General features: G+C 57.8%; 18 protein-coding genes. 14 read left to right on the top strand and 4 right to left on the bottom strand.

Annotated elements, in window-relative coordinates; all coding sequences use genetic code 11:
* Positions 1–158: 158 nt before the first annotated feature.
* Positions 159–878: a response regulator transcription factor gene (locus AC193Q_RS20335; RefSeq protein ID WP_047297419.1), complete on the top strand. Its 720-nt coding sequence runs from the start codon at positions 159–161 to the stop codon at positions 876–878.
* Between the two features lie 135 nt (positions 879–1,013).
* On the opposite strand, the gene gyrB is transcribed toward AC193Q_RS20335, so the two are convergent.
* From gyrB to dnaA, 4 genes are read right to left on the bottom strand one after another with little or no spacing between them, the layout of a single operon-like run.
* Positions 1,014–3,431 (bottom strand): DNA topoisomerase (ATP-hydrolyzing) subunit B, encoded by a 2,418-nt coding sequence (gene gyrB, locus AC193Q_RS20330; protein ID WP_007960764.1) that lies wholly within the window; start codon positions 3,429–3,431, stop codon positions 1,014–1,016.
* Between the two features lie 5 nt (positions 3,432–3,436).
* Entirely contained in the window at positions 3,437–4,540 is a 1,104-nt protein-coding gene (recF, locus tag AC193Q_RS20325) for a DNA replication/repair protein RecF (RefSeq protein ID WP_003220208.1), read from the bottom strand.
* 14 nt (positions 4,541–4,554) lie between these two features.
* A complete protein-coding gene (dnaN, locus tag AC193Q_RS20320; protein ID WP_003220202.1) occupies positions 4,555–5,658 on the bottom strand; it encodes a DNA polymerase III subunit beta in 1,104 nt (367 codons plus the stop codon).
* Positions 5,659–5,697: 39 nt separating this feature from the next.
* On the bottom strand, positions 5,698–7,221 hold the full coding sequence (dnaA, locus tag AC193Q_RS20315; RefSeq protein WP_041073598.1) for a chromosomal replication initiator protein DnaA: 1,524 nt from the start codon (positions 7,219–7,221) through the stop codon (positions 5,698–5,700).
* 566 nt (positions 7,222–7,787) lie between these two features.
* Between dnaA and rpmH the strand changes: the two genes are divergently transcribed.
* The 13 genes from rpmH (at position 7,788) to AC193Q_RS20250 (ending at position 18,867) form a co-directional block, all read left to right on the top strand.
* Positions 7,788–7,922 (top strand): 50S ribosomal protein L34, encoded by a 135-nt coding sequence (gene rpmH / locus AC193Q_RS20310; protein ID WP_003213577.1) that lies wholly within the window; start codon positions 7,788–7,790, stop codon positions 7,920–7,922.
* A 16-nt stretch (positions 7,923–7,938) separates the two neighbouring features.
* A complete protein-coding gene (gene rnpA / locus AC193Q_RS20305; protein WP_011336726.1) occupies positions 7,939–8,340 on the top strand; it encodes a ribonuclease P protein component in 402 nt (133 codons plus the stop codon).
* Positions 8,333–8,578 carry a membrane protein insertion efficiency factor YidD gene (gene yidD / locus AC193Q_RS20300; RefSeq protein WP_080921994.1) on the top strand — a complete coding sequence of 82 codons (246 nt, stop codon included), beginning with the start codon at positions 8,333–8,335 and terminating at the stop codon, positions 8,576–8,578. Before rnpA ends, yidD begins: the two co-directional genes overlap by 8 nt.
* Before the next feature lie 2 nt (positions 8,579–8,580).
* Positions 8,581–10,263 (top strand): membrane protein insertase YidC, encoded by a 1,683-nt coding sequence (yidC, locus tag AC193Q_RS20295; RefSeq protein ID WP_027610285.1) that lies wholly within the window; start codon positions 8,581–8,583, stop codon positions 10,261–10,263.
* Between the two features lie 81 nt (positions 10,264–10,344).
* Positions 10,345–11,715 carry a tRNA uridine-5-carboxymethylaminomethyl(34) synthesis GTPase MnmE gene (gene mnmE / locus AC193Q_RS20290; RefSeq protein WP_182403187.1) on the top strand — a complete coding sequence of 457 codons (1,371 nt, stop codon included), beginning with the start codon at positions 10,345–10,347 and terminating at the stop codon, positions 11,713–11,715.
* 551 nt (positions 11,716–12,266) lie between these two features.
* A complete protein-coding gene (mnmG, locus tag AC193Q_RS20285) occupies positions 12,267–14,165 on the top strand; it encodes a tRNA uridine-5-carboxymethylaminomethyl(34) synthesis enzyme MnmG (RefSeq protein WP_095667935.1) in 1,899 nt (632 codons plus the stop codon).
* Positions 14,162–14,806, top strand: a complete 645-nt coding sequence (gene rsmG, locus AC193Q_RS20280) for a 16S rRNA (guanine(527)-N(7))-methyltransferase RsmG (RefSeq protein ID WP_483878726.1) — start codon at positions 14,162–14,164, stop codon at positions 14,804–14,806. The genes mnmG and rsmG overlap by 4 nt, the downstream gene beginning before the upstream one ends.
* Positions 14,807–14,824: 18 nt before the next feature.
* Positions 14,825–15,622 carry a ParA family protein gene (locus tag AC193Q_RS20275; RefSeq protein WP_041073588.1) on the top strand — a complete coding sequence of 266 codons (798 nt, stop codon included), beginning with the start codon at positions 14,825–14,827 and terminating at the stop codon, positions 15,620–15,622.
* Between the two features lie 9 nt (positions 15,623–15,631).
* Entirely contained in the window at positions 15,632–16,504 is an 873-nt protein-coding gene (locus AC193Q_RS20270; protein ID WP_095667937.1) for a ParB/RepB/Spo0J family partition protein, read from the top strand.
* Between the two features lie 148 nt (positions 16,505–16,652).
* Positions 16,653–17,060 (top strand): F0F1 ATP synthase subunit I, encoded by a 408-nt coding sequence (locus tag AC193Q_RS20265; RefSeq protein ID WP_003229783.1) that lies wholly within the window; start codon positions 16,653–16,655, stop codon positions 17,058–17,060.
* 16 nt (positions 17,061–17,076) lie between these two features.
* Positions 17,077–17,946 carry a F0F1 ATP synthase subunit A gene (atpB, locus tag AC193Q_RS20260; RefSeq protein ID WP_047297389.1) on the top strand — a complete coding sequence of 290 codons (870 nt, stop codon included), beginning with the start codon at positions 17,077–17,079 and terminating at the stop codon, positions 17,944–17,946.
* A 133-nt stretch (positions 17,947–18,079) separates the two neighbouring features.
* Positions 18,080–18,337, top strand: coding sequence for a F0F1 ATP synthase subunit C (atpE, locus tag AC193Q_RS20255; protein WP_003097235.1), 258 nt, complete (start codon positions 18,080–18,082; stop codon positions 18,335–18,337).
* Positions 18,338–18,396: 59 nt separating this feature from the next.
* A complete protein-coding gene (locus AC193Q_RS20250; protein WP_011336718.1) occupies positions 18,397–18,867 on the top strand; it encodes a F0F1 ATP synthase subunit B in 471 nt (156 codons plus the stop codon).
* Positions 18,868–18,875 lie beyond the last annotated feature (8 nt).

The following is an 18,875-nucleotide window of genomic DNA, read 5'->3' as shown; positions in this document are numbered from 1 at the left end:
GGCAGGGGACAGTGAATGCTTTCATGGGCCACAGGTCTGAGGATGTAGATCCGAAGAATCATAGCGGACGTCGACCGATGGTGAACGGCTACTTTTATTGCGCAGGCCGAGCCGTTAACGTGGCCGGCCACTGCCCAAGCAACAAGGAACCCACGCTTATGCGCGTTGCGATACTGGATGATGAACCCGCCGAACTGCGTCGGGTCGAGCAAACCCTGCAGCAGATGGCTGCAGTGGGAGAGCAGCCTTGGTCGCTGCACAGCTTCGAACGGGGGGAGGACCTGTTGCGCCAGCTACGTCGGGACACCTTCGACTTGCTGATCCTTGACTGGCAACTGCCGGACATCACCGGCCTGGTGCTGCTGCGCTGGACCCGCGAACACATGGAATCGCCACCCGCCGCGATCATGCTGACCAGCCGCGACGGCGAAAGCGATATCGTCCAGGCGCTGAACGCCGGTGCCGACGATTACGTCAGCAAGCCTTTCCGCCCCAACGAGCTGAAAGCCCGCGTCGCCGCCGTCCTGCGCCGGCACAGCCAGCCACGCAGTAGCGCTGGCGAAGTCCTGACCTTCAATGACCTGACCTTCGACGATGCCGAACTGAGTGTCACCCGCGAGGGAAAGTCAGTCGTCATGACCGAACGTGAATACCGCCTGGCGCGGTGCCTGTTCAGTAACCTGGGTCGGCCGTTATCGCGGGAGTATCTGTACGAACGCTTCTGGCCCCACGAAGAAGTCGCGTCATCACGGCCGCTGGATACGCACATTTATCGCCTGCGCAACAAACTGGGGCTGACGGCGGATCGGGGATGGCAGTTGCTGACGATTTATGGGTATGGGTATCGGTTGGAGAGTGTGATGGTTGCATCCGAGTAAAAATCAAAAGATCGCAGCCTGCGGCAGCTCCTACCGGTAATCCATGTAGGAGCTGCCGCAGGCTGCGATCTTTTGATCTGCCAACAAAAAGGCCAACGCTTGAGCGTTGGCCTTTTGGTTTGACGCCGACCGGGATCAGAAATCCAGGTTGGACACCGCCAGCGCATTGCTCTCGATGAAGTCACGGCGAGGTTCGACCGCATCACCCATCAGGGTGTTGAAGATCTGATCCGCGCCAATGGCGTCTTCGATGGTGACTTTCAGCATGCGGCGCACGCTTGGGTCCATGGTGGTTTCCCACAATTGATCCGGGTTCATTTCGCCCAGACCTTTGTAGCGCTGGATGGTGTGGCGCTTGGTGCTTTCAGCCATCAGCCAGTCGAGGGCTTCCTTGAACTCGGTGACCGCTTTCTTGCGCTCGCCGCGCTGGATGTAAGCGCCTTCGTCGAGTAGGGTGCTCAGTTGAGCGCCGAGGGTGACGACGGTCTTGTAGTCGTTGCTGCCGAAGAAGTCGCGGTTGAAGGTGACGTAGTTCGACAGACCGTGGGAAATCAGCTCGACCTCCGGCAGCCACACGCCACGTTCACGGTCTTCACGCAGGCTGGCCTTGTAGACCAGGCCCGACTTCTCGACGGTGCGCAGACGCACTTCGTACTGAGCCAGCCAGTCTTGCATCTTGGCGTGGTCGCCAAGCATTTCCAGGCTCACGGCCGGCAGGTAGATGAAGTGCTCGGTCAGCTCCTGCGGATACAGGCGCGACAGACGCTTGAGGGTCTTCATCACCATGCGGAAGTCGTTCACCAGACGCTCGAGCGCCTCACCGGAAATGCCCGGGGCCTCTTCGTTCAGGTGCAGGCTCGCATCTTCCAGGGCCGACTGCGTCATGTACTCTTCCATGGCGTCGTCGTCTTTGATGTATTGCTCTTGCTTGCCTTTCTTGACCTTGTACAGCGGCGGCTGGGCGATGTAGATGTAACCGCGCTCGATCAACTCCGGCAACTGACGGAAGAAGAAAGTCAGCAGCAGGGTACGGATGTGCGAACCGTCGACGTCAGCATCGGTCATGATGATGATGTTGTGATAGCGCAGCTTGTCGATGTTGTACTCTTCGCGACCGATACCACAGCCGAGTGCAGTGATCAGCGTGCCCACTTCCTGGGACGAGATCATCTTGTCGAAGCGTGCTTTCTCGACGTTGAGGATCTTGCCCTTCAGCGGCAGGATTGCCTGGGTCTTGCGGTTACGTCCCTGCTTGGCAGAGCCGCCCGCGGAGTCACCTTCCACGAGGTACAGTTCGGACAGCGCAGGATCTTTTTCCTGGCAATCAGCGAGCTTGCCCGGCAGGCCGGCGATGTCCAGCGCGCCTTTGCGGCGGGTCATCTCACGGGCCTTGCGCGCCGCTTCACGGGCACGCGCCGCGTCGATCATCTTGCCGACGACCAGCTTGGCTTCGTTCGGGTTTTCCAGCAGGAAGTCGGAGAAGTACTTGCCCATCTCCTGCTCGACCGCGGTCTTCACTTCGGAAGACACCAGCTTGTCTTTGGTCTGCGAGCTGAACTTGGGATCCGGCACTTTTACCGAGATGATCGCGGTCAGGCCTTCACGGGCATCGTCACCGGTGGTGGCGACTTTGTGCTTCTTCGCCAGACCTTCCTGCTCGATGTAGTTGTTCAGGTTACGCGTCAGTGCGGAACGGAAACCCACCAGGTGAGTACCGCCGTCGCGCTGCGGAATGTTGTTGGTGAAGCACAACAGGTTCTCGTTGAAGCTGTCGTTCCATTGCAGGGCGATTTCCACGCCGATGCCGTCTTCACGCTGGATGTTGAAGTGGAACACCTGGTTGACCGCAGTCTTGTTGGTGTTCAGGTATTCAACGAATGCACGCAGGCCGCCTTCGTACTTGAACAGCTCTTCCTTGCCGCTGCGCTCATCCTTGAGGACGATGCCGACACCTGAGTTAAGGAAGGACAGTTCACGAATGCGCTTGGCCAGGATGTCCCAGCTGAAGTGAATGTTCTTGAAGGTTTCACTGGATGCCTTGAAGTGGATCTGGGTACCGGTGGTTTCGCTGTCGCCAACGATCGCCATCGGTGCCTGAGGCACGCCGTGGACGTAGGTCTGTTCCCAGATCTTGCCACTGCGGCGTACGGTCAGTACCAGCTCTTCGGACAGCGCGTTCACAACCGACACACCTACACCGTGCAGACCGCCGGAGACCTTGTAGGAGTTGTCGTCGAACTTACCGCCAGCGTGGAGGACGGTCATGATGACCTCGGCAGCGGAAACGCCTTCCTCTTTGTGCACGTCTACCGGGATGCCACGGCCGTTGTCTTTAACGGTGATGGACTCATCCGGGTGGATGATGATGCTGATGTCGTCGCAGTGGCCGGCGAGGGCTTCGTCGATCGAGTTGTCGACCACCTCGAACACCATGTGGTGCAGACCGCTGCCATCGTCGGTGTCACCAATGTACATACCGGGACGTTTGCGTACGGCATCCAGGCCTTTCAGCACTTTAATGCTCGTTGAGTCGTACGTATTTTCTTCGCTCAATGCCTTCACTCCCGATGGTCGTGGGTCTGGGTGATACGGCCCTGTTCCACGTGGAACAGAGCGACTGGCGTTTCCGTCTGCCAGCCTTCCCTCAATAATTCGTGATCTACACAGGTGATGAAAACCTGGCAGCGTAAGTCTTCCAGCAAGCGGCACAGCGCGCGGCGGTGGCTCTCGTCCAGCTCGGACGGCAAGTCATCCACCAGATAAATACACTGGCCGCGTCGGGCCTGGCTCACCAGATGCCCCTGGGCAATTCGCAAGGCACAGACCACCAGTTTCTGCTGACCCCGGGACAAAATGTCCGCGGCATTGTGTGCGCCCAATCTAAGACGCAAATCAGCCCGTTGCGGTCCGGCCTGGGTATGACCCATTTGCTGGTCCCGTTGCACGGAGCCAGCCAGTACGGCACTCAATTCCCGGTCCTTGTCCCAGCCTCGGTAATAGCTGAGCGTCAAACCTTCAAGCTCAACCAGTTCGCTCAAGGTTTGTTCAAAGACTGGTTTCAAGGCTTTGATATAAGCGCGGCGGTATTCATCGATTTCAGCGCTGGCCTGGCACAGCTCCCTGTCCCAAACCGCTTGCGAAACGGCGTCAAGTGTACCATGCCGCAGCCAGGAGTTTCTCTGGCGCAAGGCCTTCTGCAAACGCTGCCAGGTCGCCATGAAACGCGGTTCAACGTGGAACACGCCCCAGTCCAGAAACTGCCGGCGAATCTTCGGCGCGCCTTCGAGCAAGCGGAAGCTGTCGGGATTTATCAGCTGCAACGGCAGGATTTCTGCCAGTTGCGCAGCGCTACGGGCGTTCTGGCCGTCGATGCGAATCTGGAACTCGCCCTGACGGTCGCGAGATATGCCCAACGCACTGTGGCCACCCTCGGCCAATTCGACCTGACCGAACACGGTGCAGGCGAGTTGCTCGTACTGGATGACCGGCAACAGCCGCGTGCTACGAAACGAACGGGCAAGCCCCAGCAGATGAATGGCTTCCAGAACACTGGTTTTGCCGCTGCCGTTGGCGCCGTAAAGAATGTTGATGCGGGGGGAGGGGGAGAAGGTCACCGGGTGCAGATTGCGCACCGCGGTGACCGAAACACGACTTAACGACATCCAGGATCAGCTGATTACAGACGCATCGGCATGACAACATAAGCCGAGTCGTCATTGTCGGACTCTTGCACCAGCGCACTGCTGTTGGAGTCGGACAGGATCAGGCGAACCTGTTCGGTGGTCATCACGCCCAGCACGTCGAGCAGGTAGCTCACGTTGAAGCCGATTTCCAGCGAACCGCCGTTGTATTCAACGCCCACTTCTTCTTCCGCTTCTTCCTGCTCCGGGTTGTTGGCCTGGATCTTCAACTGACCGTTGGCCAGTTGCAGACGGATGCCGCGGTACTTCTCGTTGGACAGGATCGCGGTACGGCTGAAGGCTTCACGCAGAGCCTGACGATCGCCCAGTACCAGCTTGTCGCCACCCTTCGGCAGAACGCGCTCGTAGTCCGGGAACTTGCCGTCGACCAGCTTCGAGGTGAAGGTGAATTCGCCGGTGGTGGCGCGGATGTGGTGCTGACCCAGAACGATGCTGACGTTGCCGTCCGGCTCGGTCAGCAGACGCGCCAGTTCGAGGATACCTTTGCGCGGCACGATCACCTGGTGGCGATCCGGCTGACCGATATCGGCCTGCATCGAGCACATCGCCAGACGGTGACCGTCGGTGGCCACGGCACGGATCACACCAGCCGAGACTTCCAGCAGCATGCCGTTGAGGTAGTAGCGCACGTCCTGCTGGGCCATGGCGAAGCTGGTGCGTTCGATCAAACGACGCAGTTTGCTTTGTTCCAGGCTGCAGGTCAGCGAACCCGGGCCTTCCTCAACCGTCGGGAAATCGTTGGCCGGCAGGGTCGACAGGGTGAAACGGCTACGACCGGCCTTCACGACCAGTTTCTGCTCGTCGACCTTGATGTCGATCAGTGCGTCGTTGGGCAGGCTCTTGCAGATGTCCATCAGCTTGCGCGCAGGCACGGTGATGGAACCGGTTTCGGCCGGCTCTTCGAGTTGCACGCGCCCCACCAGCTCGACTTCCAGGTCGGTACCGGTCAGCGACAGTTGCTGGCCGTCGACGACCAACAGCACGTTGGACAGTACCGGCAAGGTCTGTCGGCGCTCGACGACGCCTGCGACCAGTTGCAGGGGTTTCAACAGGGCTTCGCGTTGAATGGTGAAATGCATGGTCTAGTCCCTTGCCTTAATAAGCTGCGCTGGTGTTCATCAAGTGGTCAGTGTACGCAGCAGGTTCTTGTAGTCCTCGCGGATGTCCGCGTCGGATTCCTTAAGTTCGTTGATCTTGCGGCAGGCGTGCAACACCGTCGTGTGGTCGCGACCACCAAACACATCGCCGATTTCCGGCAGGCTGTGGTTGGTCAGCTCCTTGGACAATGCCATGGCCACCTGACGCGGACGTGCCACCGAGCGCGAACGGCGCTTAGACAGCAGGTCGGAAATCTTGATCTTGTAGTACTCGGCGACGGTGCGCTGAATGTTATCCACAGAGACCAGTTTGTCCTGCAGTGCCAACAAGTCCTTCAGGGATTCGCGAATCAATTCGATGGTGATGTCGCGGCCCATGAAGTGCGAGTGAGCGATCACGCGTTTCAGCGCACCTTCCAGCTCGCGGACGTTGGAACGAATGCGCTGGGCAATGAAGAACGCCGCGTCGTGAGGCAACTCGACTTTGGCCTGATCAGCCTTCTTCATCAAGATCGCCACGCGGGTTTCCAGCTCCGGCGGCTCGACGGCAACCGTCAGGCCCCAGCCGAAGCGGGACTTGAGGCGCTCTTCAAGGCCTTCGATTTCTTTCGGGTAGCGGTCACTGGTGAGAATGACCTGCTGGCCACCTTCAAGCAGGGCGTTGAAGGTGTGGAAAAACTCTTCCTGGGAACGCTCTTTACGGGCGAAGAACTGAATATCGTCGATCAGCAGAGCGTCCACCGAACGGTAGAAACGCTTGAACTCGTTGATCGCATTCAGTTGCAGCGCCTTGACCATGTCGGCCACGAAGCGCTCGGAATGCAGGTACACGACCTTGGCATTCGGGTTCTTCTTTAATAGATGGTTGCCCACCGCGTGCATCAAGTGGGTTTTACCCAGGCCGACGCCGCCATACAGGAACAGCGGGTTGTAGCCGTGCTTGGGATTGTCCGCCACCTGCCAGGCCGCCGCGCGGGCGAGCTGGTTGGACTTGCCTTCGACGAAATTCTCGAAGGTGAAGGTGCGGTTCAGGTAACTGGTGTGCTTGAGCGCGCCTTCGACCTGCACTGTGCGCTGTTCGGCGCGAACCGGGGCCTGTTGCGAGGCGGCACCGGCCATCGGGTCAAAGCTGTCGCGGGACGGCTCTTCACTGACTTCCTCGGTTTTCTGCGTCGAGCGCTTGGCCGGGGCTGCACTTGGAGCGGGGGCTGGCGCACTGGCCGGCGCGGTATTGGCCTGCGCCTGGGATACCTGCGCAGCGGCCAACGGCGCATTCGGCGCGGCGCGCGGGGCCGAACTGCGTTTGCTGCCTATTAATAAGGAAAGCGCTGGCGCCATGCCATTGCCGTGCTCATCCAGCAGTTCAAGGACGCGACCGAGGTACTTTTCGTTGACCCAGTCCAGCACAAAACGGTTCGGTGCGTAGACGCGCAACTCGTCGCCTTCGGCTTCGACCTGTAGTGGACGGATCCAGGTGTTGAATTGTTGGGCAGGCAGCTCTTCGCGCAAAAGCTCCACGCACTGCTGCCAAAGTTCCACTGACACGGATATCCCCTAAGTTGAAAGCCGGTGAGGCAAAAACAAGCGGCCATTGTAGCGGCGAGCCGTCCACTTATCCACATGCAGGTGGTGTGGCGAGCATGATTAATCAATGCGTTAACCGGGAAAAAGGCGACCAACGGTGTGTGCATAAGCTCTGTGGATAACCGCCTCTGAGAGCACTGGACAACTGGGGGTAGAACTCGGTGGATAATCAGCCTGTGGATAACAGGTCATTCCACGCACAGGTTATCCGATAGCACAGCACAGGCTGAACACGGTTTTCCACCGTAGTTGTCATTCTCTGTACATCACGCTTTATAAGGCCTGAGCACAGTTATCCACAGAAGAGGGCCGGCCTAGCTTTTACAAGCTTTACAGAAAAGCTTTAAATAATTCCCTTCTTTATTTTTATGTCTGGCTAACAGGATTTCGGTTACATGAGCTCCAGAGATCTATTTATAAGGAAACGCTGGTTGGAAATTGACCTGAAGGCTTGCTTTCTCTAGAATCCCCGGTCTCTTAAAACGGGGGCCATTCCGGCCCGTTGTGGACGAACCAGGTAACACGACATGAAACGTACTTTCCAACCAAGCACTATCAAACGCGCTCGTACCCACGGTTTCCGTGCTCGCATGGCTACCAAGAACGGTCGTGCCGTCCTGTCGCGTCGCCGCGCCAAAGGTCGTGCGCGTCTGGCAGTTTGATAATCCGGCACTGGAGGTGAGTCAGGACTTCAGTCGGGAAAAGCGTCTGCTTACCCCCCGGCATTTCAAGGCAGTCTTTGACTCCCCTACCGGCAAGGTTCCGGGGAAAAATCTCCTGCTCCTTGCGCGCAACAACGATCTTGATCACCCCCGTCTCGGGCTGGTTATCGGGAAAAAGAGCGTAAAGCTCTCCGTTGAGCGCAATCGCCTCAAACGTCTGATGCGCGAATCGTTCCGTCTGCACCAGGATTCTCTGGTCGGCTGGGACATCGTTATCGTCGCGCGCAAAGGTTTGGGCGACGTAGAAAACCCCGAATTGATTCAGCATTTCGGCAAACTCTGGAAGCGCCTGGCCCGTAACAAGCCAGTTCCAGCAGTCAAAACCGAAACTGTAGGGGTAGACAGTCCAGATGCGTAAACTGGCCCTCGTTCCGATCCAGTTTTATCGCTACGCCATTAGTCCTTTGATGGCCAATCACTGTCGTTTCTACCCCAGTTGTTCTTGCTACGCGTATGAAGCCATCGAAAATCATGGCCTTCTGCGCGGTGGCTGGCTGACCTTTCGTCGTTTAGGTCGCTGTCATCCGTGGAATCCCGGTGGTTATGACCCGGTTCCACCTATCCCTACCTCCCGTTCTTCTTCGATGGCCGAGTAATCATGGATATCAAACGCACGATCCTGATCGTCGCCCTGGCAATCGTGTCCTACGTCATGGTTCTTAAATGGAACCAGGATTATGGCCAGGCTGCCCTGCCGACTCAGAATGTTGCTTCCAGTACGACTGCATCCGGTTTGCCGGACACCGTTCCTGGCAATAACGCTTCCGCCAGTGACGATATTCCGCGTGCCGCCAGCGATACCAGCGCACCTGTGGAAACGCCAGTCGCTGCCAGCAAGGATCTGATCCAGGTCAAAACCGACGTGCTCGATCTGGCGATCGATCCACAGGGCGGTGACGTTGCTCAACTGACTTTGCCACTGTATCCACGTCGTCAGGACCGTCCTGATGTGCCGTTTCAACTGTTCGACAACGGCGGCGAGCGTACTTATCTGGCACAAAGTGGCCTGATCGGCACCAACGGTCCGGACGCAAGCCCGGCCGGTCGTCCGGTTTACGCTTCGGAGAAGAAAAGTTATCAACTGGCTGACGGTCAGGACCAGCTGGTTGTCGACCTGAAGTTCAGCAAGGACGGCGTCAATTACATCAAGCGTTTCACTCTGAAACGCGGCCTGTATGACGTGACCGTGACCTACCTTGTGGATAACCAGAGCGCTCAGCCTTGGTCGGGTTCGATGTTCGCCCAGCTGAAGCGCGATGCCAGTGCCGACCCTTCGTCGACCACTGCCACCGGCACCGCGACTTACCTGGGCGCTGCCCTGTGGACAAGTTCCGAGCCGTACAAGAAAGTCTCCATGAAAGACATGGACAAAGGTCAGCTCAAGGAAACCGTCACCGGTGGCTGGGTAGCCTGGCTGCAACACTACTTCGTGACTGCGTGGGTTGCGCCGAAAGGCGAAAACAACATCGTTCAGACGCGTAAAGACAGCAAAGGCAACTACATCATCGGTTACACCGGTCCTTCGCTGACCGCTGCACCGGGTGCGAAAGTTGAAACCAGCGCCATTCTGTACGCCGGTCCGAAAAGCCAGGCCGTGCTGAAACAGTTGTCCCCAGGTCTGGAACTGACGGTCGACTACGGCATTCTGTGGTTCATCGCTCAACCGATCTTCTGGCTGCTGCAACACATTCACGCGATTGTGGGTAACTGGGGCTGGTCGATTATCTTCCTGACCATGCTGATCAAAGGGATCTTCTTCCCATTGTCGGCCGCCAGCTACAAATCGATGGCGCGCATGCGTGCCGTTGCGCCGAAACTGGCTGCATTGAAAGAGCAACATGGCGATGACCGGCAGAAAATGTCGCAAGCCATGATGGAGCTGTACAAGAAAGAGAAGATCAATCCGCTGGGCGGCTGCTTGCCGATCCTCGTGCAGATGCCGGTTTTCCTTTCGCTGTACTGGGTTCTGCTGGAAAGCGTGGAAATGCGCCAGGCGCCATTCATGCTGTGGATCACTGACCTGTCGATCAAGGATCCGTTCTTCATCCTGCCGATCATCATGGGCGCGACCATGTTCATTCAGCAGCGTCTGAACCCGACTCCACCGGATCCGATGCAGGCGAAGGTGATGAAAATGATGCCAATCATCTTCACCTTCTTCTTCCTGTGGTTCCCGGCTGGTCTGGTGCTGTACTGGGTTGTGAACAACTGCCTGTCGATTGCCCAACAGTGGTACATCACGCGTAAGATCGAAGCGGCGACGAAAAAAGCCGAGGCGTAACTTACTCTGTGGATAACACCACTCAAAACGCCCCCTAGTGGGGCGTTTTGCTATCTGCCACTTTTGTCTGGATTCCGGTTTATGAGCGTACCTCGTGAAACCATCGCCGCTGTCGCCACCGCTCAAGGTCGCGGCGGTGTCGGCATCGTCCGTATTTCCGGGCCGTTGGCCAGCGTCGCAGCCAGAGCCATCAGCGGCCGTGAATTGAAACCGCGTTACGCGCATTACGGTCCGTTTTTCAGTGATGATCAGCAAGTGCTGGACGAAGGACTGGCCCTGTATTTCCCGGGGCCGAACTCGTTCACCGGCGAAGATGTGTTGGAACTGCAGGGCCACGGCGGCCCGATCGTTCTGGATATGTTGCTCAAGCGTTGCCTGGAACTGGGTTGCCGTCTGGCCCGCCCCGGTGAATTCAGCGAGCGCGCGTTCCTCAACGACAAACTCGACCTGGCTCAGGCCGAGGCGATTGCCGATCTGATCGAAGCCAGTTCTGCACAGGCTGCACGTAATGCCTTGCGCTCGCTGCAGGGAGCGTTTTCCCAGCGTGTGCATAACCTCACCGAACAACTGATCGGCCTGCGCATCTACGTGGAAGCTGCCATCGACTTTCCGGAAGAGGAAATCGACTTTCTTGCCGATGGCCATGTGTTAAGCATGCTCGACAAGGTACGCGAAGAGTTATCCACTGTGCTGCGAGAAGCCGGACAGGGTGCCTTGTTGCGCGACGGTATGACCGTGGTGATTGCCGGTCGTCCGAATGCCGGCAAGTCCAGCCTGTTGAATGCACTGGCTGGCCGCGAAGCCGCGATCGTGACTGAGATCGCCGGTACCACGCGGGACATTCTGCGCGAACATATCCACATTGATGGCATGCCGTTGCACGTGGTGGACACCGCCGGTCTGCGCGATACCGATGATCAGGTGGAAAAGATTGGTGTTGAACGAGCGCTGAAGGCGATCACCGAAGCCGACCGGGTGCTGCTGGTGGTCGATGCCACTGCGCCGGAAGCGGCGGATCCGTTTGCCCTGTGGCCGGAATTCCTCGAAACCCGGCCAGATCCGGCCAAAGTCACCTTGATCCGCAACAAGGCTGACCTGACGGGTGAGACGATTGCCCTGGAAGTCAGTGACGATGGCCACGTGACCATCAGCCTCAGCGCCAAATCCGCCGGCGAAGGTCTGGAATTGCTGCGCGACCACCTCAAGGCCTGCATGGGCTATGAGCAAACCTCGGAAAGCAGCTTCAGTGCCCGTCGCCGCCATCTGGAGGCCCTGCGCCACGCCAGTGCAGCGCTGGAACATGGTCGTGCACAGCTGACGCTGGCAGGCGCCGGTGAACTGCTGGCCGAAGATTTGCGTCAGGCACAGCACTCACTGGGCGAAATCACCGGGGCATTCAGCTCCGATGACCTGCTCGGCCGGATCTTTTCCAGCTTCTGCATCGGTAAATAAGCTCTCTGCTGTAACCAGACAGGCCCATTCGCGGCCTGTCTGCACCCTCATTTCCAATTCCTTTCTCCAGTGCCGGGCAGATTCCCTCTCCCTCAGCGGATTTCCGTCGGCCGTCGTACAGTCGCTCAGCCGATTTCTGTGGATTAAGCCCTGTGAATAACTGCCACTGAGGGCAGTTGATAACAGGGCTCCAAAACTGGATATAACTGCCTCTGTGGATAACAACCCCATTCATCCACAGGCTTAAACCGGTTATCCAAGGGCCTCATTGGCACCTGGTCACAGGGTTTTGAAACGCTGTACATACTGAAATATAAGGCTTGTAGCGATCTATCCACAGAAAGGATGGTCAATAAGAATAAACATAAAAACAAAGGTTTTATAAATTTCTCTCTTTTTTATTCTTTTGATCTCGAGTTCTCCACAGCTGGTTAAATTTTGTGCAAAGGGTTCTTTAGGAAGGGCGAAGTCCCTATACTTGTCGACCAGGTTCAGAAACCTGATCTCAAACTATTCCTGAATGACCTACTTAAGCAGGCACGAGGTGCGTGGTGGATTTCCCTTCCCGTTTTGAAGTGATCGTCATCGGCGGCGGTCATGCCGGTACCGAGGCAGCACTGGCCTCAGCACGTATGGGGGCAAAAACCCTGTTGCTGACGCATAACGTGGAAACCCTCGGTGCCATGAGCTGCAACCCGGCAATCGGTGGCATTGGCAAAAGCCATCTGGTCAAGGAAATCGATGCCCTCGGCGGCGCGATGGCCGTGGCTACCGACCTGGGTGGCATCCAGTTTCGCGTGTTGAACAGCCGTAAAGGCCCGGCCGTGCGTGCGACCCGTGCCCAGGCGGACCGGATTCTGTACAAGGCCGCTGTCCGCGAAATCCTGGAAAACCAGCCGAACCTGTGGATATTTCAACAGGCTGCTGACGACTTGATCGTCGAGCAGGAACAAGTGCGTGGTGTGGTCACACAAATGGGTCTGCGCTTCTTCGCCGATTCCGTGGTACTGACCACCGGAACGTTCCTCGGTGGACTTATCCACATCGGTTTGCAGAACTTCTCCGGCGGTCGTGCCGGTGATCCGCCATCGATTGCCCTCGCACATCGTCTGCGTGAACTGCCGCTGCGTGTCGGTCGCCTGAAAACCGGTACGCCACCGCGTATCGATGGCAAGTCTGTGGATTTCTCGGTGATGACCGAGCAACCAGGCGATACGCCGATCCCGGTGATGTCGTTCATGGGCAACAAGGAACAGCATCCACGCCAGGTCAGTTGCTGGATTACTCACACCAACGCCCGCACCCACGAAATCATTGCGGCGAACCTCGACCGTTCGCCGATGTATTCCGCTGCCGGCGAGATCGAGGGCATCGGCCCGCGTTACTGCCCATCGATCGAAGACAAGATTCATCGCTTTGCCGACAAGGAAAGCCATCAGGTGTTCATCGAGCCGGAAGGCCTGACCACCCATGAGCTGTACCCGAACGGGATATCCACAAGCTTGCCGTTCGACGTGCAATTGCAGATCGTGCAATCGATTCGCGGCATGGAAAACGCACACATCGTGCGTCCGGGTTATGCGATCGAGTACGACTACTTCGATCCGCGCGACCTGAAGTACAGCCTGGAAACCAAAGTCATCGGCGGTCTGTTCTTCGCCGGGCAAATCAACGGCACCACCGGTTACGAAGAAGCCGGTGCGCAAGGTTTGCTCGCCGGGGCCAACGCTGCGCTGCGCGCCAAGGGCAAAGAAGCCTGGTGCCCGCGCCGCGATGAGGCGTACATCGGCGTACTGGTCGACGACCTGATCACCCTCGGTACCCAAGAGCCGTACCGCATGTTCACTTCCCGAGCCGAGTACCGCCTGATCCTGCGTGAAGACAACGCCGACCTGCGTCTGACCGAAAAAGGCCGCGAACTGGGTCTGGTCGATGACGCGCGTTGGGCGGCGTTCTGCAAGAAGCGCGAAAACATCGAACTGGAAGAGCAGCGCCTGAAAAGCACCTGGGTTCGCCCGGGCACGCAGCAGGGCGATGCGATTGCGGAAAAATTCGGCACACCGCTGACTCACGAATACAACTTGCTCAACCTCTTGAGCCGTCCGGAAATCGACTACGCTGGTCTGGTCGAAGTGACCGGGCAGGGCGCCGAAGATCCACAGGTCGCCGAACAGGTTGAAATCAAGACCAAATACGCCGGTTACATCGACCGTCAACAGGACGAAATCGCCCGTCTGCGCGCCAGTGAAGACACGAAACTGCCTGTGGATATCGATTACACCAACATTTCCGGTCTCTCCAAGGAGATCCAGAGCAAGCTCGGTGCGACGCGTCCGGAGACGCTCGGCCAGGCTTCGCGGATTCCGGGCGTGACCCCGGCAGCGATTTCGCTGTTGATGATTCATTTGAAAAAACGCGGCGCGGGCCGTCAGTTGGAGCAAAGCGCTTGAGTTCTAAGGTCACTTCGCAACACGCCGAAGAGTTATCCACAGGAGCCCGCGCGCTCGGTGTCGATCTCAGCGCAGCCCAGCACGAATTGCTGCTGGGTTACCTGGCCCTGTTGATCAAATGGAACCAGGCCTACAACCTGACTGCAGTGCGCGACCCGGACGAGATGGTCTCGCGGCATCTGCTCGACAGTCTGAGCGTGATGTCGTTTATCGAAGACGGTCGCTGGCTCGACGTCGGCAGCGGCGGCGGCATGCCGGGGATCCCGTTGGCGATCCTGTATCCGGACTCGCAAGTGACTTGTCTGGACAGTAACGGCAAGAAAACCCGCTTCCTGACTCAGGTCAAACTCGAACTCAAACTGGATAACCTGCAAGTTATCCACAGTCGTGTCGAAGCTTTCCAGCCTGCTCAGCCATTTAACGGGATCATCTCCCGGGCGTTCAGCAGCATGGAGAACTTCACCAACTGGACTCGCCATCTGGGCGATGCCGACACGCGCTGGCTGGCAATGAAGGGCGTTCATCCGGCCGATGAGCTGGTAGCATTGCCGGCAGACTTCAAACTCGATAGCGAACACGCCCTGGCCGTCCCCGGTTGCCAAGGCCAACGCCATCTGCTGATACTGCGCCGCACGGCATGATTGGGAACACAAGCAAGAATGGCTAAGGTATTCGCGATAGCGAACCAGAAGGGTGGTGTGGGCAAAACCACCACCTGTATCAACCTCGCAGCATCCCTGGTCGCGACCAAGCGCCGGGTGTTGTTGATCGATCTCGATCCACAGGGCAACGCCACCATGGGTAGCGGTGTGGATAAACATGGCCTGGAAAACTCGGTCTACGACCTGCTGATCGGCGAATGCGATCTGGCCCAGGCCATGCACTTCTCGGAACATGGCGGTTATCAACTGCTGCCGGCCAACCGGGATCTGACGGCGGCCGAAGTGGTGCTGCTGGAGATGCAGATGAAGGAAAGCCGTCTGCGCAGCGCGCTGGCGCCGATCCGTGAAAACTACGATTACATTTTGATCGACTGCCCGCCGTCGCTGTCGATGCTCACCCTGAACGCACTGGTCGCTGCTGACGGGGTGATTATCCCCATGCAGTGCGAATATTTTGCGCTCGAAGGCTTGAGCGACCTTGTGGATAACATCAAGCGCATCGCCGAACTGCTGAACCCCAACCTCAAGGTCGAAGGTTTGCTGCGCACCATGTACGACCCGCGGCTGAGTCTGATGAATGATGTTTCGGCGCAGCTCAAGGAACACTTTGGCGAACAGCTGTACGACACAGTGATCCCGCGCAACATCCGTCTGGCCGAAGCGCCGAGCTACGGTATGCCGGCACTGGCCTACGACAAGCAATCGCGCGGCGCGCTGGCCTATCTGGCCCTGGCGGGCGAAATGGTTCGCCGTCAGCGCAAAAATTCACGCATCGCCGCTGCCCAGCCAACTTAAGGAATCCCCATGGCCGTCAAGAAACGAGGTCTCGGACGTGGACTGGATGCACTGCTGAGTGGTCCGACCGTCAGCGCGCTGGAAGAACAGGCGGCGCAGGCCGATACCCGTGAACTGCAACACCTGCCTCTGGATCTGCTGCAGCGCGGCAAATACCAGCCACGCCGCGACATGGACCCGCAGGCACTGGAAGAGCTGGCGTCGTCGATCAAGGCGCAAGGCGTGATGCAGCCGATCGTGGTGCGCCCGATTGGCGGCGGCCGCTTCGAAATCATCGCCGGTGAACGCCGCTGGCGCGCCAGCCAGCAGGCCGGCCAGGAAACCATCCCGGCGATGGTCCGTGATGTGCCGGATGAAACCGCGATCGCCATTGCGCTGATCGAGAACATCCAGCGTGAAGACCTGAACCCGATCGAAGAAGCCGTCGCCTTGCAGCGTCTGCAGCAGGAATTCCAGCTCACACAACAACAGGTGGCCGAGGCTGTGGGTAAGTCCCGCGTGACTGTGGCTAACCTGTTGCGACTTATTGCACTGCCGGAAGTCATCAAGACCATGCTGTCCCACGGTGACCTGGAAATGGGTCATGCCCGTGCTTTGCTCGGTCTGCCGGACAATCAGCAGGTGGAAGGGGCGCGACATGTTGTCGCACGCGGCCTGACTGTGCGCCAAACTGAGGCACTGGTTCGCCAGTGGTTGAGTGGCAAACCGGAGCCTGTGGAAGCGCCCAAACCCGACCCGGATATCGCCCGGCTCGAACAGCGTCTGGCCGAGCGCCTAGGCTCTGCGGTGCAGATCCGCCACGGGAAGAAGGGAAAAGGTCAGTTGGTGATCGGTTACAACTCCCTCGATGAGCTTCAAGGTGTGCTCGCACACATCCGCTGAAACATTTCCTCATGTAGCGCGCAGTCGGAAATCACTACCTGACAGTTGAATAGGGGCAGAACCGCCCCTATACTCTGCGCGCATTTTGTCGGCACAAATTATGCCAAGTTATTGAATTTCGGCAGCCGGCCATTGGAGAGCAAACGTGATGGAAACCCGCAAGCCAAACCGCCTGCCGTTCCATCGCCTGGCGGTTTTTCCGGTGTTGATGGCTCAATTTGTCATTTTGCTCATTGCCGCTTTGGCGCTCTGGCAATGGCATGGAGTCGTTGCCGGATACTCGGGACTTTGCGGAGGCCTGATAGCCTTGCTGCCCAATGTTTATTTCGCTCACAAGGCATTTCGGTTTTCCGGCGCCCGAGCAGCCCAGTCCATCGTCCGGTCATTTTATGCCGGCGAGGCAGGCAAACTGATTTTGACGGCAGTGCTGTTTGCACTGGTGTTTGCAGGTGTGAAGCCATTGGCGCCGATCGCAGTATTCGGCGCTTTCGTGCTGACTCAGTCGGTCAGCTGGTTCGCTCCCCTGCTGATGAGAACAAGACTTTCGAGACCTTAGGGCGTTTGAGGCAACCATGGCAGAAACAACCGCTTCGGGCTATATCCAGCACCACTTGCAGAACCTGACCTTCGGTCAGCTACCTAACGGCGGCTGGGGCTTTGCCCATTCCGCAGCAGAAGCCAAGGAAATGGGCTTCTGGGCTTTCCACGTCGATACCCTCGGCTGGTCGGTCGCGCTGGGTCTGATCTTCGTTTTCCTTTTCCGCATGGCGGCAAAGAAAGCGACTTCGGGTCAGCCGGGTGCTTTGCAGAACTTCGTTGAAGTATTGGTCGAATTCGTCGATGGCAGCGTGAAAGACAGCTTCCATGGCCGGAGCCCGGTGATTGCACCGCTGGCACTGACCATCTTCGTCTGGGTGTTCCTGATGAACGCCGTCGACCTGGTACCGGTCGACTGGATTCCTCAGCTGGCCATCCTGATCTCCGGTGACCACCACATCCCGTTCCGCGCCGTGTCGACCACTGACCCGAACGCGACCCTGGGCATGGCGTTCTCGGTTTTCGCACTGATCATTTTCTACAGCATCAAGGTCAAGGGCATCGGCGGTTTCATCGGCGAACTCACCCTGCACCCGTTCGGCAGCAAGAACATCTTCGTTCAGGCCCTGCTGATCCCGGTGAACTTCCTGCTGGAATTCGTGACCCTGATCGCCAAGCCGATCTCTCTGGCCCTGCGTCTGTTCGGCAACATGTATGCCGGCGAGCTGGTGTTCATTCTGATCGCTGTGATGTTCGGCAGCGGCCTGCTCTGGCTGAGCGGCCTGGGCGTTGTTCTGCAGTGGGCGTGGGCTGTGTTCCACATCCTGATCATCACCCTGCAGGCGTTCATCTTCATGATGCTGACCATCGTCTACCTGTCGATGGCGCACGAAGAAAACCATTAAGAGCAGCCTCGGCTGATCTGATGTCCCTCCCGGTCAAACGGGAGGGGGCTCTTAACCGGGCCTCTGAAACGATTTGTTTTACCGCTTTAATCTAAAAAACCTAAACCATACGACGTAAAAGTCGGGAGGAAAGATGGAAACTGTAGTTGGTCTAACCGCTATCGCTGTTGCACTGTTGATCGGCCTGGGCGCACTGGGTACCGCAATTGGTTTCGGCCTGCTGGGCGGCAAGTTCCTGGAAGGCGCAGCGCGTCAGCCAGAAATGGTTCCAATGCTGCAAGTTAAAATGTTCATCGTTGCCGGTCTGCTCGACGCCGTAACCATGATCGGTGTTGGTATCGCTCTGTTCTTCACCTTTGCGAACCCGTTCGTTGGTCAGATCGCTGGCTAATTACCCGGATTCTTCCGAGTAATTTGATGTGATGGACAACGTAACTGCGAGGTGTTGGCGTGAACATTAATGCGACCCTGATTGGCCAGTCCGTTGCGTTCCTGATTTTTGTACTGTTCTGCATGAAGTTCGTATGGCCTCCGGTCATTGCGGCATTGCACGAACGTCAAAAGAAGATCGCTGATGGTCTGGACGCTGCCAGCCGAGCAGCTCGTGACCTGGAGTTGGCCCAAGAGAAAGCGGGTCAGCAACTGCGCGAAGCGAAAGCTCAGGCAGCTGAAATCATCGAGCAAGCCAAGAAACGCGGTAACCAGATCGTTGAAGAGGCTGTTGAAAAAGCCCGTATCGACGCTGACCGTGTGAAGGTTCAGGCTCAAGCCGAGATCGAACAGGAACTGAACAGTGTCAAAGACAAGCTGCGCGCCCAAGTGGGCTTGCTGGCTGTCGGCGGCGCCGAGAAGATCCTGGGTGCCACAATCGATCAAAACGCGCACGCAGAGCTGGTTAACCAACTGGCTGCTGAAATCTAAGCGAGGGC

The organism is Pseudomonas sp. F2, from assembly GCF_057174385.1.
Note: the sequence above shows the minus strand (reverse complement) of the source record. Positions and strands in the feature narration are given on the sequence as shown.